The following is a 15,947-nucleotide window of genomic DNA, read 5'->3' on the forward strand; positions in this document are numbered from 1 at the left end:
CACTTGTTTCGCCCCGCCCGCGGGGCCTACACTAGCTGGTTCTTGCGGCCTTCTGGAAACCTGGGTATGACAGACAGGTACGGCACGGAAGCGGTTCACCAGCACTTGATCGAGACACCGCCGCAAAGCAGTACAACAGGAAAACAATGAGCAGCGACAACACCATCCGTCTCCTTCTGATTCACGATACCCCGGCCGAAGCCCAGCGACTGGTGAGCATGCTGCACAATGCCGGGCGCCCCAACCGCGCCCAGCATGTGGCCAGCGAAGCGGCCCTGGCCAAACTGCTGCAGGAACACACCTGGGACCTGCTGATTGCCGCCGAGCAGAACCAGCAACTGGATGCAGCCACCGCCATCCGCACCATCAGCAAACTGCAGAAAGACGTGCCCGCGGTACTGCTCACCGAACGCGAAGGCGCCCAGCCGGTAGTGGAAGGCCTCAAGGCCGGAGCCCGCGACGTGGTCACCGTGGACGAAGACCAGCACCTGCTGCTGGTGATCCAGCGCGAGCTGATCGCCCTGGAAGAACGGCGCCAGGCCCGCCTGCACGACCGCCGCTACCACGCCACCCTCAACCGCACCAAAGAACTGCTCGACAGCTCCAAGGACGCCATCGCCTACGTCTCCGACGGCCTGCTGGTCTACGCCAACGACTCCTTCGCCGAGCGCTTCGGCTACAAGGATCGCGACGACGTCGAGTACCAGCCGTTGATCGACATGATCACCGAAGGCGAACAACCGGACGCTCGGGAATTCCTGCGCCAGTGCGCCATCAGCAACAACGAAGTGGAAGCGCAGGAGTGGACCTTCACCGCCAGTACCGCCAGCGGTTCACCGCTGCCGATCAAGGCCGAAGTGCTGTCCACCGTATACGACGAAGAGCGCTGCCTGCAGATCCGCATCGCCGCCAGCAGCGGCAACACCGAAGAGCTGGAAGCCAAACTCAGCGAAGCCAGGTTCCGCGACGCCGCCACCGGCCTCTACAACCGCCAGCGCTTCGTGCAACTGCTGGATAACGCCATCCAGGCCACCACCGGCTCCCAGCGCACCGGCGGCCTGATGCATATCGAAATCGACCGCTTTGAAGAAGCCGTACAGCAGGTAGTGGGCGTCGCCGGCGCCGACGACCTGCACCGCAAACTCGCCGAACTGCTGCAGAGCAGCGTGCGCCGCGGCGACATCCTCGCCCGCTACGGTGAAGAGAGCTACTGCCTGCTGATCCCCGAGACCACCCCCGACAGCGTCGAAATGCGCTCGAAGGAACTGCTGCAGAAAATTGCCGACACCATCTTCGACGCCGCCGGCAAAACCCTGCACATCACCGTCTCCATCGGCATCTCCCTGCTCAGCGAAACCTCCGGCAACGCCGACAAAGTGCTCGAACAGGCCTCCAGAGCCCACGACCAGGCCATCGCCAAAAACAACGGCAACAGCTTCGCCCTCTACGAACCCGACAGCGAACAGCAGGGCGACGCCGACACCTACCACCGCGCCCGCGTCACCCAGGCCCTGGAAGCCGGTAACCTCAAACTGCTGTACCAGCCGATTCTCAGCCTGCAGGGCAGCGGCGAAAAAATTTACGAAGTCCTGGTACGCCTCGTCGACGGCAAGGAAGAACTCGCCCCCATCACCTTCCTCGAAGCCCTCGGCGACGCCGGCCTGTCCACCAAAATGGACCGCTGGGTAATCCTCAGCGCCATCAAGGCCGCAGCCGCCCAGCGCAGCAAAGGCCAGGAAGTCTCCATCCTCATACACCTCACCGCCGCCTCGCTGAAAGACACCAGCCTCCCGGCCTGGCTCGGCGTCGCCTTCAAGGCCGCCAAAGTGCCGCCCAAGGCCGTCACCTTCCAGCTGCGCGCCGAAGACATCAACAGCAACCTGCACGCCGCCCGCGACTTCACCAAGCTGGTACAGGACCTGGGCTGCCGCGTCGCCATCTGTCACTTCGGCACCGGCCTCAGCCCGTTCAAGGCGCTGGAACACGTCAAGGTCGACATCGCCAAGATCGACGCCTCCTTCGTGCGCGAAATCCAGGAAGAGGGCGACGACGGCGAGTCCCTGGTCAAACTCGTCGGCCAGCTGAAAGAGATCAACACCAGCGTCATCGTCCCCCACGTCGAGCAGGCAAGCATGCTGCCGACACTGTGGCAGTCCGGCACCGACTACATCCAGGGCTATTACGTGCAGCCGCCGGCGGAACATATGAGCTTTGATTTCAGCCTGGATTGATTGCACAAGACTTGATGCGAAGGCATAGATGCCGGGTATCCCTTTGCGAGACCTTCGAAAACAGGGATGTTTTCGAAGAGCCCCCATGGATGGGTTTAGGGGGGGCGCCTAGCCCGTGTCTCGCAAAGGGATACCCGGTAGCTATGCCGCCTCACTGCTATCTACTACTGCCGAATTTTCTCCTAGCGCTGTCGCCTGCACTGCCTGAAAAACAGGCTACCCTTTCACCAAACTTATAAATTCAGCCCAAAGTTTCCTAGTCACCCCTCCAATTGGGTATTCTGTCCCGCGACGAATTTACCCGATTAAGTATTTTCCAAGCACAACAACAATCACGGAGCCAATACATGCTGCCCCAATTGTTTAATCCCAGCCTCAGCCGCCTGATCGGCGCCGCCCTGCTGAGCTGCTCCATCGCCGCCCTCACCGCCGGCTGTAGCAAAACCGAACAACCGGTACAGAAAGACAGCACCGAACAGACCCCCGCGAGCGCCACCACCCAGCAAGCGGATGCACCCGAAGCAGAATCCCCCAAAGCCGACAGCGCCAAACCCGAATCCGGCGTCGACTACCACTCTTTCGCCAACACCAACGACTACCGGGTAAAACACCTGGATCTCGACCTCACCGCCGACTTCGGCAACAAAGTCCTCAAAGGCACCGCCGTTCTCGACATCCAGAAACTGGCCAAGAAAAACCCCGCACTCATACTCGACACCCGCGACCTCGACGTAACCGCCGTGCGCGCCGGCATCGGCCAGGACCTGAAGCCGGTAAAATTCAGCCTCGGCAAAAAAGACCCGCACCTCGGCACACCGCTCAAAATCAACCTCCCCAAAGGCGCCAACAGAGTCGCCATCGAATACCAGACCTCTCCCGGTGCCTCCGGCGTACAGTGGCTGGAACCGCAACAGACCGCCGGCAAAAAGCACCCCTTCCTGTTCACCCAGGCCCAGGCCATCCACGCGCGCAGCTTTATTCCCCTGCAGGACACCCCGCAGGTGCGCATGACCTACAAAGCCACCATTCGCACCCCGCAAGAACTGCGCGCAGTGATGAGCGCCAACAACGACCCGGAAGCGGAACTGGACGGCGTGTTCGAGTTTGAAATGCCCCAGGCCATCCCCTCCTACCTGATCGCCATCGGCATCGGCAACCTCGACTTCAAACCCATGGGCGAGCGCACCGGCGTCTACGCCGAGCCGGAACTGCTGGAAGCCGCAGCAAAAGAATTCGAAGACACCGAAGACATGCTCGAGGTCACCGAGGAAAACTTCGGCCCCTACCGCTGGGACCGCTACGACCTGCTGATCCTGCCCCCGAGCTTCCCCTTCGGCGGCATGGAGAACCCGCGCCTGTCCTTCATCACCCCCACCGTGATCGCCGGCGACAAAAGCCTGGTGGCGCTGATCGCCCACGAGCTGGCCCACTCCTGGTCCGGCAACCTGATCACCAATGCCAGCTGGCGCGACCTGTGGCTGAACGAAGGTTTCACCACCTACCTCACCAACCGCATCATGCAGTTCGTGTACGGTGACGAGCGCTACAAAATGGAAATGGCCCTGGGTTACGACGACCTGCAGGCGGACCTGGCAGACCGTCCGGACAAAGACGAGATCATGGCCATCGACCTGCGCGGCCGCGACCCGGACGAAGTGTTCTCGAATATCCCGTATGAAAAGGGCTCCCTGTTCCTGTACGAACTGGAGCAGAAAGTGGGCCGCGAGAATTTCGACAAGTTCCTGATGGACTACTTCAACAACTTCGCGTTCCAGAGCATCACCACCGAAGACTTCCTCGCGTACCTGCAGAAAACCCTGCTCAAGCAGTACCCGGACAAACTGGATGAAGAGCGCATCAAGCAGTGGATTTACCAGCCGGGTATTCCCGATGGCGCACCACACCCGCAGTCCGATGCCTTCACCAAGCTGGACCCGGTCCGCCAACAGTGGCTGGACGGCAAGGTTGAGGCGCGCGAAATCGACACCGCGGACTGGACCTTCCACCAGTGGAAGTACTTCCTCGATGGCATGCCGGAAAAACTCAGCGAAGACCAGCTGAAAGAACTGGACGAGGCTTTCAACCTGACCCAGTCCAAAAACAATGAAATCGCCTTCAGCTGGCTGATGATTGCAGTGCGCAACCAGTACGCCCCGGCAGATGCACGCCTGGATGATTTCCTGGTGAGTATCGGCCGTAATAAATTCCTGCGCCCGCTGTACCGCAACCTGATGGAAAACGGCCAGCAGGAAACCGCCAAGCGGATTTTCGAAAAAGCCAAGCCGGGTTACCACCCGCTGACCGTCAAGGTGAACAGCAAGATCATTTACGGCGACTGACAACCGCCACACGGGCTCTCCACTCGGGCAATCCCGGAGAGCCGGCTGTCCACCGAAAATCCTCCCGCTGTACACACAACGGGAGGATTTTTTATGCAAATATCTTCACCGCTGACGTCCGTCCCATTATTCTGGCCTGAAAGTTGCTGCACTTACTGCCAGACTTTTCTCTGCCCAAACTCGATTCCGAATAAGGCCTCTGGCCACCAGGTATTTTCCAACACCATGAAAATGATCCGCACCCTCGGACCCATTCGCACCTCCCTCGCACTACTCCTGGCTCTTTTTCCGCCCCTGCTACAGGCCCAGAGCGGTCCCGGTGATTCTCCAGTACCGGTGCGCGCCGCGCCGGTAAAGCTGGAGCAAATTTCCAATCCGGTAGAGGCACTGGGCACCGCCAGGGCCTGGGAGTTTGTCTCCCTGCGCGCCGGTGTTACCGAACATATCAGCCGTATCGCCTTTGACAGCGGGCAGCGGGTGAAGGCGGGCGACGTGCTGGTGGAATTGAGCCACGGCGAGGAACTGGCAGAACTGGCTGGGGCCCGTGCCACCCTGCAGCGCAACGAGCGGGATGCAAAGCGCCTGCGCGGCCTGGTGAAAAAAAACCTCACCACCCGCGAGCAGCTGGAAGCGGCGGAAACCCAGGTGGCGGAAACCCGCGCGCTGATCGACGGCCTGCAGGCGCGCATCGACGACCGCATTATCCGCGCGCCCTTCGCCGGCCAGCTGGGATTACGCAATATCAGTGTCGGCAGCCTGGTAACCCCCACCACAGAGATCACTACCCTTCAGGATATCTCCAGACTGAAGCTGGACTTCACCGTGCCCGAGCGGCAGCTGTCCGCCATTTCCGGCGGTATGGCCATCGAGGCCGTCAGCCAGGCCGATCCCGAGCGGGTATTCAAGGGCGAAGTGATGATCGTGGAAGCGCGGGTAGATCCGCAGACCCGCGCCTTTACCGTGCGTGCGCGCCTCGACAACCCCGACGGCCGGCTCAAGCCCGGGATGCTGCTGCGGGTAAAGGTCATCAGCCAGCCGCGTGAGGGGCTGACCATTCCGGAAGCGGCGCTGGTACCCATGGCGGGGGACCAGTCAGTGTTCGTGGCGGAAAAAACCGAAGCTGGCCACGTGGTGCAGCGCCGCCAGGTACAGATCGGCCAGCGCTACGAGGGCAAGGTGGAAATACTTTCCGGCCTGTCCCAGGGCGACCTGGTGGTGACCCGCGGCACCCTGCATATCCGCGACGGCCAGGCGGTTGCGATCCAGTCTGACAGCGAGGCCAGCAGCCGATGATCATCAGTGATACGGCGGTCAAACGCCCGGTATTTGCCCTGGTACTGTCGCTACTGCTGGTGGTGTTCGGGCTGATCAGCTTCGACCGTCTGGCGCTGCGGGAATACCCGGATATCGACCCGCCGATCGTGTCGGTCGACACCAACTACCCGGGGGCCTCCGCGGATATTGTGGAGACCCGTATCACGCGCCTGATCGAGGACCGTATTGCCGGTATCGAAGGCATCAAGACGGTGACCTCGTCGAGTACCGACGGGCGCTCGCGCATTTCCATCGAATTCAATATCAACCGCGACGTGGACGGCGCCGCCAACGATATCCGCGACCGCGTCTCCGGGGTGATGAACAACCTGCCGGTGGAGGCGGATCCGCCGGAAATCGAGAAGGTCGACAGCAGCGACGACGTGGTGATCTGGCTGAACCTCACCTCGGATCGCCTGACCGTGCCGGAGCTCACCGACTACGCCAACCGCTACCTGGTGGACCGCTTCTCGGTGCTCGACGGCGTGGCGCGGGTGCGGGTCGGCGGCGCCAAGGATTTTGCCATGCGCATCTGGCTGGACCGCGGCGCCATGACCGCGCACAACGTCACCAGCGCGGATATCGAGCGCGCGCTGCGCGCGGAAAACCGCGAACTGCCGGCGGGCTATATGGAGTCCACCGATCGCCAGTTCACCCTGCGCCTGCAGCGCCAGTTCCAGAGCGCCGAAGATTTCGCGCGCCTGGCCATTGCCACCGGCGACAGCGGCCATGTGGTGCGCCTCGGCGATGTGGCGCGGGTGGAGCTGGGCTCGGCCGAGGACCGTTCCACCTTCCGCGGCAACGGCGAACCCATGGTGGGCATCGGCATCACTCGCCAGTCCACCGGCAATATCGTCGCGGTGGCGGAAGCCGCCAAGGCGGAGATGGTCAAGGTCAACAAGACCCTGCCGGACGGCATGCGCCTGAGCCAGAGTTACGACGCCTCGGTGTTCGTGTCCGAGGCGATCAAGGAGGTGTACACCACCCTGGTGATCGCGGTGATCCTGGTGACCCTGGTGATCTACCTGTTCCTCGGCAACTGGCGCGCCACCCTGGTGCCCGCGGTGACGGTACCGGTGTCCCTGATCGCCACCTCCATCCTGCTGTACGCGTTCGGATTCAGTATCAACCTGCTCACCCTGCTGGCGCTGGTACTGGCCATCGGTCTGGTGGTGGACGACGCCATCGTGGTGCTGGAAAACATCTTCCGGCGCATGGACGAATACGGCGAACCGCCGCTGTTGGCGGCCTATCGCGGCGCCCGCGAGGTGGGTTTTGCGGTGGTGGCCACCACCCTGGTGCTGGTGGCGGTGTTCGTGCCGATCACCTTCCTCGAGGGGGACATCGGCCGGCTGTTTTCCGAATTCGCACTGACCATGTCGGCGGCGGTGATCTTCTCCTCCATCACCGCGCTCACCCTGTCGCCGATGCTGGCAGCCAAACTGGTGCGCCCCAACGACCAGCACAATGCGGCCACCCGCTTGATGGACAATGCTCTGGCCCGCGTCCAGCGCGGCTACCGGGGTGGGCTCGACTTCATCCTGCGCAAGCACTGGATCGCCGGCTGCGTTTTTGTCGCGGTGATGGCATTCGCGGCGCTGTCGTTCCGCCTGATTCCCACCGAGTACGCACCGCGGGAAGACCGCGGCTCCTTCTTCCTGCTGGTCAACGGCCCCGAGGGCGCCAGTTACCAGTACATGCAGGAGTACATGGACACCATCGAGGAGCGGCTGATGCCGCTGGTGGAAAAGGGCTATGTGAACCGCCTGCTGGTGCGCTCGCCGCGCTCCTTCGGCACCTCCGCCACCTTCAACACCGGCATGGTGATCTTCACCCTGGCACCCTGGGGCGAGCGGCCTTCCGCGTTTGCACTGATGAACCAGGTGCGCGCGGCGGTCAGCGACCTCTCCGGCGTACGCGCCTTCCCGGTGATGCGCCAGAGCTTTGGCGGCGGCCTCGGCAAGCCGGTGCAGTTTGTGCTCGGCGGCAGCAGCTACGCGCAACTGACCCAGTGGCGGGACCAGCTGAACCGCGCCATCGACGAATCCAACCCGGGGCTGCTCGGCGTCGACTGGGACTACAAGGAAACCCAGCCGCAGCTGCGCATCAATGTGGACTATGAGCGCGCCGCGGACCTCGGTGTGCAGGTGAGCGATGTGGGCACCACACTGCAGACCATGTTCGGCTCCCTGCGCGCCACCACCTTTATCAATAACGGCGAGGAGTACGACGTGATTCTCGAAGGAGAGCGGGACCTGCAGCGCACCCCTAACAGCCTGGAAAACCTCTATGTGCGCTCCTCCACCACCGGCGCGCTGATTCCGCTGCAGAGCCTGGTCGAGGTCACCGAGTACGCGGACTCCCCCCAGCTGCAACGCTACAATCGGGTGCGCTCCATCACTCTGGATGCCAATCTGGCGGACGGGCTGGTACTGGGGGAGGCACTTCAGTACCTCAACCAGCTGGTGGACGACAACCTCGAGGGCTCGCCGGTGATTGACTACAAGGGCCAGTCGAAGAGCTTCCAGGATTCCGGCAATACCATTTTGTTTGCGATCCTGCTGGGCGCGCTGGTGGTATTCCTGGTACTGGCCGCCCAGTTCGAGAGTTTTATCCACCCGCTGGTGATCATGTTCACCGTGCCGCTGGCCATGGCCGGGGCTTTACTGGGTCTGCTGCTCACCAACCAGTCGCTGAATATCTACAGCCAGGTGGGTCTGATCATGCTGGTGGGGCTGGCGGCCAAGAACGGCATTCTGATAGTGGAGTTCGCCAACCAGTTGCGAGACCGCGGGGTGGAATTTGGCCAGGCACTGCGCCAGGCCGCTGAAACCCGCCTGCGCCCGATCATGATGACCGGCATCACCACCGCGGCGGGATCGCTGCCGCTGCTGCTGTCCTCCGGCGCAGGCTCGGAAACCCGCGCGGTAATCGGCACGGTGGTATTGTTCGGGGTGCTGGCGGCAACCCTGTTCACGGTATATATCGTGCCGGTGGCCTACGATGTACTGGCGCGCCGCACCGGCTCGCCGGGACAGGTTGCGCGGGAAGTGGCAGCGCTGGATGCGGCGCACCCGCTGGAACACTCGGAATAATTTGGGGAATAATTGGCGGCAGAATTTGCGCCGGCCTATTCAAACCGGCGCATTTTTCTTAATCTTTCGCGCCCAGGTGCAACTTTATTGCGACGAAGCCCGTCCTACTGGCATGAAGCCGAAGACCCGAGCAACCGCATAGCAGGGAACCCCATGCGAAAACTGACCGTCCCAGCACTGGTCATACTACTGGCACTGGCCGCGGCGGCCTGCAGCAGGCAGGAGACCTGCCAGCTGGACAGCAAGCGCAACAAGCCGCCCATTCCTTTCGCCATGATCAGCTAGACCGTGCGAGCCAACCGCATCGCGCAACAGACATAGTGTAAAGACTAATCCTGCAGCAGCGCCTCGATCTGCAGGTCGTTGAGACCAAACAGGTACAGCGCCGCATCCAGCCCGAAACCGTCAATGGCCTGCGGCGCCTCCGCGCGCACCTTGGGTTTGGCGTGGAATGCAATTCCCAGGGCGCCCAGCGCCAGCATCGGCAGATCATTGGCACCGTCACCCACCGCAATCACCTGGTCCAGCGACAATTCCAGTTCCGCGGCCAGTGCCTGCAGCAGATGCGCCTTGCGCGCACCGTCCACAATCGGATCGATCACTCCGCCGGTGAGCGCGCCGCCTTCAAACTCCAGCTGATTCGCGTGCACGAAATCCACCGCCAGGTGGTTGTCCTTCAGGTAGTGGGCGAAGTAAGTGAAGCCGCCGGAGAGAATCGCGGTTTTGCAATCCAGCGCGCGCAGGGCCTTGAGCAGGCGCTGGGCGCCGGTCATCAGCGGCAATTGCGGGGCGATCTCGGACAGGCTCTTCTCGGTGAAGCCCCGCAGCAGACGCATGCGTTTGCGGAAACTCTGCTGAAAATCCAGCTCTCCGCGCATGGCGGCGGCGGTGATGTCCGCCACCTGCTCGCCCACCCCGGCGATCTTCGCCAGTTCGTCGATCACTTCCGCCTGAATCAGGGTGGAGTCCATATCGAAGCAGGCCAGCTTCGGCGCGCGCTGGGAAGCGCCCGGCTGCAGTACCAGTTCCAAACCAGTTGCCTGCGCCGGTGCCAGCAGTGCCTCGCGCGCGGCGTGGAAGTCCAGCTCTGCCTCCAGCTGCAACCGAATGGCGGTGCAGTCCGGGCGGCTGGCGAGGATATCCACCGCGGTAACCCGCCACTCCCGCGCCGACAGGAACTCCTGCAGCTGCTGCAGCGAGTCGGCTTCCAGCTCTTCGGTCAGCAGGGTCAGGCACCAGGGCGCGGTGACCGGCCCCGGGGATGCGGGCATTTCCGCGACAAGCCGGTCCTGCGGCAGGGAAAACACCCTGTGGCACAGGGCGGAAACGGCGACGAGGGAGGAGTTGGCAGATGCGTCCATGGCTGACTCTTGCGGGTAAATGGTTGGCGGGCTGCCCGCGCACGCGCGGGAAATCGGCCGCGCATTATAGCCCGGCGCCTTTTTTCTCTGAAGGAGTGGGATAGAATCGGAGCCAGGGCGGCAGCCACCCAGGGCCGCCCGCAATCGACAAGAAGAACATGAAACAGCACTTATCCCACCTGTCCGCATCCATCCGCCAGCTACCCGCATTGCTTGCGGGTCTCGATCTGGCGCGTAAACGTCAGCTGCTGGCCGCCGCCATCTGGCTGGCGCTGGCGCTGTTCTGCCTGGCCACCCTGGGACATGCCTTCGGCCAGCAGAAGGCCACGGCGGCGGCACGGGACAGGGCCAGTGCCGAGGCGGCGGCAAAACTGCTGGCCAGCCAGAGCCTGGAGCAGATCGTCGCCGGCGATCGTATCAGCCTGCAGCTGCTGGCACAGCAGGCCCTGGCGCTGCCCGCCGTCCGCGGTGTTACCGTGCAGGATGTGGATTCCACGCCCCTGGCCCAGGCCGGCGAGCGGGAGCGCGGCGAGACCATCACCGCACCGGTAGTGCTGCACGACAGCCTCGCAGGCAGTGTCGCGCTGAATGTCCAGCCCGGCGCCGCGGTAACTTATCCCTGGGCCAGCCTGTTGCTGTGCCTGGTATTCGCGCTGCCATTCAGCGCCGTCTGCGCCCTGGCGGCAACCCAGGCCTCGCAGGCCACCCCGCCCCGGCGCACCCCGCTTTCGGTACCGCGGGCGCAGCCGAAACCGCCACCGGAAGTCACCGCAGGATTGTACCTGCGCCCGCTGAACTGGGCGCAACTCGGTAATCAGCTCTCCCGCAGCGCGCTGGACAAGCTGCAGGACGAGCTGGACGAACGCCTGCAGCTGCTGGCGCGTATCTACGATGGCCAGCCCCTGCCCAGTGCCGGCCCCGCGGTAGGGCTGGGATTTGCCGGGAACGATGCCGCATTCCGCGCGGTGTGTGCCGGTCTGCTGCTGCGTGGGCTGCAGCAGTCCAGTCGCGCTACCGGGTTACAACTGGCGGTGTCGGTACTGCCGGCCAAACCCGCGCAGTTCGATTTCAGCGGCGAGCAGCTGCTCGCCCAGTCCCGCGGCCTCACCTTGCACAAGCAGCTGCTGGACGACGACTCCCTGGAAAACCGCATCCAGTGCCACGACACCAGCTGGGGGGCGGAAGTCACCGGGCTGAACCCGAAGTTACAGCAACTGCTGGACAACCAACTGCAGCAGCTTGTCTCCGCCTGAACAGCGCCCGGAATGCTCCCGCGGCGCTACTGCTTCTCCGCAAAATTTCACCCGCTAGCAGCGCTCTCCTTCTCGCCGCAGGCCGGCCTTTGACCGGCCATTCGCTTATATCACGCCCGTTTTTCATCGCGTTTCAGTTGTTGCTTTTCACCGTAATTCGTCGTGATTGGCTGACTGCGACCTTTAAATAGCTCTTCACTCAGGTTCCGCTTTTCGCGTTTCAGTTGTCCCGGCACTGCCGGCACTGAGAGCGGAGCGGTTTCTCCGGAGCGAAGTTATCCGCTGCAAAGCGGGGAGGTTGATATGAAGCGCAGTGTCGCTGGACTGGTTGCCACCTTTGGCAGCGCCACGCTGCTGGCAATGGCCGGCTGCAGCAATATGGAGAACACGACCGAAAGCACCTCGGCCAGAAACCTCGGCGGTCAGCCCGGCTACTACTCCGTGCGCGGCAAGAATTACCACTGCCACCAGGATGGTCGCTGCCACACCGTGCGCGACCCGAACTACTTCTGGCGGGCCGGCCAGTACCGCGCCGGGCGCCCGTCCCACTACCACCGCTACCCCCAACCGCCGCGCTGATTTGCGGCACTCAGTCCGTTAGCGCACCCGCGGCAAAAAGATACGCAGCAGAACTGTCTGTCGCAGTGCACTGCCAACTCCACACAACGGAGCACTCACTATGAAGAGAATCGTGAAGAAAGGCCTGCTGGCCGCAACCGTGTTCGGCACCCTGACCCTGGGCGCCTGTGCAACCGATGGCTACTACAGTTCCGGCAGCGTGGGATATTCCTCTTATCCCTATTCGCGCCCCTACGTATATCCAGCCGGTAGCGTGTCGTATTACTACTCATCGCCGCGGTACTACCGCTACTACCGCTATCCCCACGCCCGTCACTACCGGTATTACAACCGCCATTACTACAATCGCCACTATCACAACCGGCACTACTACAACCGCCCGGGCCACAACCGCCCGCATTACCAGAATCGCCCGAGCCACCGTCCCGGCCGCCCCGTGCATCGTCCTGCACATCGCCCGGCGCGTCGTCGCTAATAGGCACAAAGCCGTGTGAAGCCGCCTGCGGGCGGCGTCACCGGCTTCATACCTTGGTCATACAGACCCGGTACTCCCGCCACTGCTAGGATTTCTGCAAAGAATAAGCATGCGGGAGTTTGCCGTGCAGAAGGATCCATCACACGCAGTACTGATTACCGGTTCCACCAGTGGAATCGGCCTCGCTATTGCCCACAGCTTCGCCCGCGCCGGTTACGCCGTGATGCTGCACGGGCTGGCCACCGCGGAGGAGGGCCGCGCCCTGTGCGAGGAATTCTCCCGCTACCCCGGCAGCGCGGGCTTCAGCAGCGCGGATATCGCCAGTGAAGCCGGTTGCGCCCAGCTGGTGGCAGAGACCCGCGAGGCCATCGGCAATCCGGCGGTATTGATCAACAATGCCGGGGTGCAGTTCACCGCGCCGGCCCACGAATTTCCCGCCGACAAATGGCAGCAGATTCTGGCGATCAACCTGAGCTCGGCATTTTTCCTCGCCCGCGACCTGCTGCCGGCCATGCGCACCGCCAACTGGGGCCGCATCATCAATATTGCCTCGGTACACGGCTTGGTGGCCTCCGAGCACAAGGCCGCCTACTGTGCCGCCAAGCACGGCCTGGTGGGCCTGACCAAGGTGCTGGCACTGGAAAACGCCGACTGCAATATCACCGCCAACGCCATCTGCCCGGGCTGGGTGGAAACCCCGCTGATTCAGCCGCAGATCGAGAATATTGCCCGCGAACAGGGAGTGGATATTGAATCCGCCCGCGCGCAGCTGGTGGGCGCCAAGCAGCCCCTGGCGCGCACCACCAGCCCGGAAGCCATCGGCGAACTGGCGCTGTACCTGTGTGGAAAATTTGCCGGCACCATTACCGGTGCGGCGCTGCCGGTGGACGGTGGATGGAGCGCGCAGTAGTATCAATCGCACCCGGTTCTTTCATTCTTCAGGGTGCTGCCGTGAATTACCAACTGCTGATTGCCGACGACCACCCGCTGTATCGCGATGCGCTGGCGACCACACTGTCCAGCCATTTTTCCAATTCCGAGCTGTTGCAGAGCGAAGATCTGGACTCAACCCTGGAGCGCCTCGGCAACAGCGAAATCGATCTGCTGCTACTCGACCTGAACATGCCCGGAAGCGAAGGCTTCAGCGGCCTGGCACGGATCCGCAACGATTTTCCCGCTGTGCCGGTGGTGGTGGTGTCCGGCAGCGACAGGCACAGCGTGATCCAGCAGGCCGCCGGTCTCGGTGCCAGCGGCTTCCTGTCCAAGACCGCGCGCCCGGATGAAATCCTGCAGTGTATCGAATGCGTACTGGCGGGGGATCAGTGGTTCAGTGAAGAGGCGCTGCAGGCGGAAAGCGAGAGCGCCCTGGCGGATAAGCTCAGTCAGCTGACGCCGCAACAGTTGAAGATTTTCCAGATGATCGCCCAGGGCATGCTCAACAAGCAGATTGCCTACGACCTGGATATCACCGAACCCACCGTAAAGAGTCACGTCACCGCCATCCTGCGCAAACTGGAGCTGCGGGACCGCAAGCAGCTTATCCGCGAAGCCCAGGCGCTGATTCAGATTTAACTATCTGCCGGCAGAAACAACTGGACCCGGCGGCCAGCCGGGTCCAGATTCAGATTCAGGTAAAAGTTTGCTAACGGGACTCAGGACTGAGCCCCGCGCACAAACTCCGCAATATGCCGGTACAGCTTGTCGCAGGCTCGCGGCACCATGTCCTCCAGGTTCATGAACGCGTGAACCATGTCTTCAAACTGCAGCAGCTCTGCCACCGCGCCGGCAGCGCGGGCTTTTTCCACGTACTGCTTACCCTCATCCCGCAGCGGGCAGAATTCCGCCGTCGCCACCAGGGTGGCCGGCAGTTTCGCGGTAAATTCACCATAGAGGGGGGAAACCTGGTAAGGATTCTCTTCCCGCTGCAGGTAATTTTCGAAGTACCAGCGGATCTTGCCCTTCTCCAGCAGATAGCCCTCCCCGTTTTCCTCAATGGACGACAGCTGCATGGTGTAGTCGAGGCTCGGGTAGATCAGCACCTGCGCCACCACATTGTGCGGCTGGTGCTGCAGCAGGCGGGAAGCGGAAGCGCAGAGGGCGCCGCCGCCGGAATCTCCCATCAGAATCCAGCGGTTGTCGTGTTCGATTTTTTTCCGCTCCAGCGTGGGGCCGAGATTGCGCACCACGCTGAGTAAATCATTCAGCGCGGCGGGATAGGGGTTTTCCGGAGCCAGACGATATTCCACGGAAACCAGCGTGCGGCCACAGGCTTCGGCGATGCGCCGGCAGATAGGGTCGTAAACCGTCACGCTGCCCGCCATATGGCCGCCGCCGTGACAGTAGATAATCGCCGGCCCCGGGCTGCGCTCGGCAGGCTGGTAGATGCGCACCGGCACGGAATACTCGCCGCCTTTTACCAAGGTATCGGTCACCGCCATCTGCGGCCCCGGCTGCACAAACATCGCCGTCAGGTTGGCGAGGCTCTCGCGGGCATTGGTAGGTGTGGGTTCAAAACCAGCCGCTTTTACCTGCGCTACCTGCGCGTTAACGACCTCCAGCCACTCGGCGAGTTTCGGATCAAGCTGGCGCATTGTCAGCCTCCAGTTTCTCTGCGGTTACTTCGGCTTTTTTACCGCTTTCCGGCAGCATGAAAGAAAACACAAACAGCGAGGCGGAGCAGGCGACGGCGAAATAGGCGGCCATTGCCGGCTCGCCACTGATATCCGCCAGCAGTCCGGCGCCGTACATAAGTGCCGTTTCCACACCGTAGGACACGGACCAGAACATGGCGAAGGTCACGGTGATTTTTGCCGGTGTCATGCCCGGCAATTCCTGCGGCAGGGTGACCAGTGCGGTCATCGGCAGGAACATGCAGAAACCGGCCAGCGCCGCGGCCGCGTATGCCACCAGCGGATTGCGGCTCACCAGCATCAGCGCGGCGAAAATCACCAGCGCCAGGCCGGCGTAGCGCAGCACCGGCAGGCGCAGCGGGTAGCGCTTGGTCACGATGATACCGGCCACGGTTCCCACCATACCCGCGGCAATCATCACCGCCGACAGGTGGCTGCTGGATACCGCGAATCCATCGATCAGGGGGAACAGGGCAAACACGGCGATATAACAGAACAGCACGCCGCAGTACGCCAGCGGCAGCCACCAGTTAATACCCTCGCGTGCCCCCTCTTTCAGGCCGTATTTTTCCTGCGGCTTGTCGCCACCCCCTGACAGGGAAAAATTTTCCGCACTCAGCCACCACAGCACGCCCAGCGCCAGCACCATGACCCCGTACAGCGTTATTAC

13 protein-coding genes are annotated in these 15,947 nt (G+C 62.6%); 10 read left to right on the top strand and 3 right to left on the bottom strand.

The features are described from left to right. Positions 1–146: 146 nt before the first annotated feature. From QZ511_RS00465 to QZ511_RS00485, 5 genes are all read left to right on the top strand, one after another. A complete protein-coding gene (locus QZ511_RS00465) occupies positions 147–2,231 on the top strand; it encodes an EAL domain-containing protein (RefSeq protein WP_295797339.1) in 2,085 nt (694 codons plus the stop codon). Positions 2,232–2,578: 347 nt separating this feature from the next. Next, positions 2,579–4,570 carry a M1 family metallopeptidase gene (locus QZ511_RS00470; RefSeq protein WP_295797342.1) on the top strand — a complete coding sequence of 664 codons (1,992 nt, stop codon included), beginning with the start codon at positions 2,579–2,581 and terminating at the stop codon, positions 4,568–4,570. A 225-nt stretch (positions 4,571–4,795) separates the two neighbouring features. After that, positions 4,796–5,863, top strand: a complete 1,068-nt coding sequence (locus tag QZ511_RS00475; RefSeq protein WP_295797347.1) for an efflux RND transporter periplasmic adaptor subunit — start codon at positions 4,796–4,798, stop codon at positions 5,861–5,863. Then, positions 5,860–8,979 carry an efflux RND transporter permease subunit gene (locus tag QZ511_RS00480; RefSeq protein WP_295797349.1) on the top strand — a complete coding sequence of 1,040 codons (3,120 nt, stop codon included), beginning with the start codon at positions 5,860–5,862 and terminating at the stop codon, positions 8,977–8,979. Before QZ511_RS00475 ends, QZ511_RS00480 begins: the two co-directional genes overlap by 4 nt. A 153-nt stretch (positions 8,980–9,132) precedes the next feature. Then, complete coding sequence (locus tag QZ511_RS00485; protein WP_295797351.1) at positions 9,133–9,264, top strand: hypothetical protein; 132 nt, start codon at positions 9,133–9,135, stop codon at positions 9,262–9,264. Positions 9,265–9,308: 44 nt separating this feature from the next. On the opposite strand, the gene serB is transcribed toward QZ511_RS00485, so the two are convergent. Beyond that, on the bottom strand, positions 9,309–10,340 hold the full coding sequence (gene serB, locus QZ511_RS00490; RefSeq protein ID WP_295797354.1) for a phosphoserine phosphatase SerB: 1,032 nt from the start codon (positions 10,338–10,340) through the stop codon (positions 9,309–9,311). Between the two features lie 158 nt (positions 10,341–10,498). Here serB and QZ511_RS00495 point away from each other — a divergent pair, with 158 nt between their 5' ends. From QZ511_RS00495 to QZ511_RS00515, 5 genes are all read left to right on the top strand, one after another. Continuing rightward, positions 10,499–11,593, top strand: coding sequence for a hypothetical protein (locus QZ511_RS00495; protein ID WP_295797357.1), 1,095 nt, complete (start codon positions 10,499–10,501; stop codon positions 11,591–11,593). 303 nt (positions 11,594–11,896) lie between these two features. Beyond that, positions 11,897–12,172 (top strand): hypothetical protein, encoded by a 276-nt coding sequence (locus tag QZ511_RS00500; protein ID WP_295797360.1) that lies wholly within the window; start codon positions 11,897–11,899, stop codon positions 12,170–12,172. Between the two features lie 100 nt (positions 12,173–12,272). After that, the gene (locus tag QZ511_RS00505) at positions 12,273–12,647 is read left to right on the top strand and encodes a hypothetical protein (protein WP_295797363.1); all 375 of its coding nucleotides are present in this window, start codon (positions 12,273–12,275) and stop codon (positions 12,645–12,647) included. 109 nt (positions 12,648–12,756) lie between these two features. Next, positions 12,757–13,557 (top strand): 3-hydroxybutyrate dehydrogenase, encoded by an 801-nt coding sequence (locus QZ511_RS00510; protein WP_295797364.1) that lies wholly within the window; start codon positions 12,757–12,759, stop codon positions 13,555–13,557. 41 nt (positions 13,558–13,598) lie between these two features. Beyond that, positions 13,599–14,219 (top strand): response regulator transcription factor, encoded by a 621-nt coding sequence (locus tag QZ511_RS00515; RefSeq protein WP_295797367.1) that lies wholly within the window; start codon positions 13,599–13,601, stop codon positions 14,217–14,219. A gap of 80 nt (positions 14,220–14,299) precedes the next feature. On the opposite strand, the gene QZ511_RS00520 is transcribed toward QZ511_RS00515, so the two are convergent. Both QZ511_RS00520 and QZ511_RS00525 read right to left on the bottom strand, forming a co-directional pair. After that, positions 14,300–15,238 (bottom strand): alpha/beta hydrolase, encoded by a 939-nt coding sequence (locus QZ511_RS00520; protein WP_295797369.1) that lies wholly within the window; start codon positions 15,236–15,238, stop codon positions 14,300–14,302. Further along, a partial coding sequence (locus tag QZ511_RS00525) for a hypothetical protein (RefSeq protein ID WP_295797371.1) occupies positions 15,225–15,947 on the bottom strand: 723 nt, incomplete at its 5' end. The genes QZ511_RS00525 and QZ511_RS00520, both read right to left, overlap by 14 nt.

It is taken from the genome of uncultured Microbulbifer sp. (assembly GCF_913055755.1).
In the GTDB taxonomy this organism is placed as follows: domain Bacteria; phylum Pseudomonadota; class Gammaproteobacteria; order Pseudomonadales; family Cellvibrionaceae; genus Microbulbifer.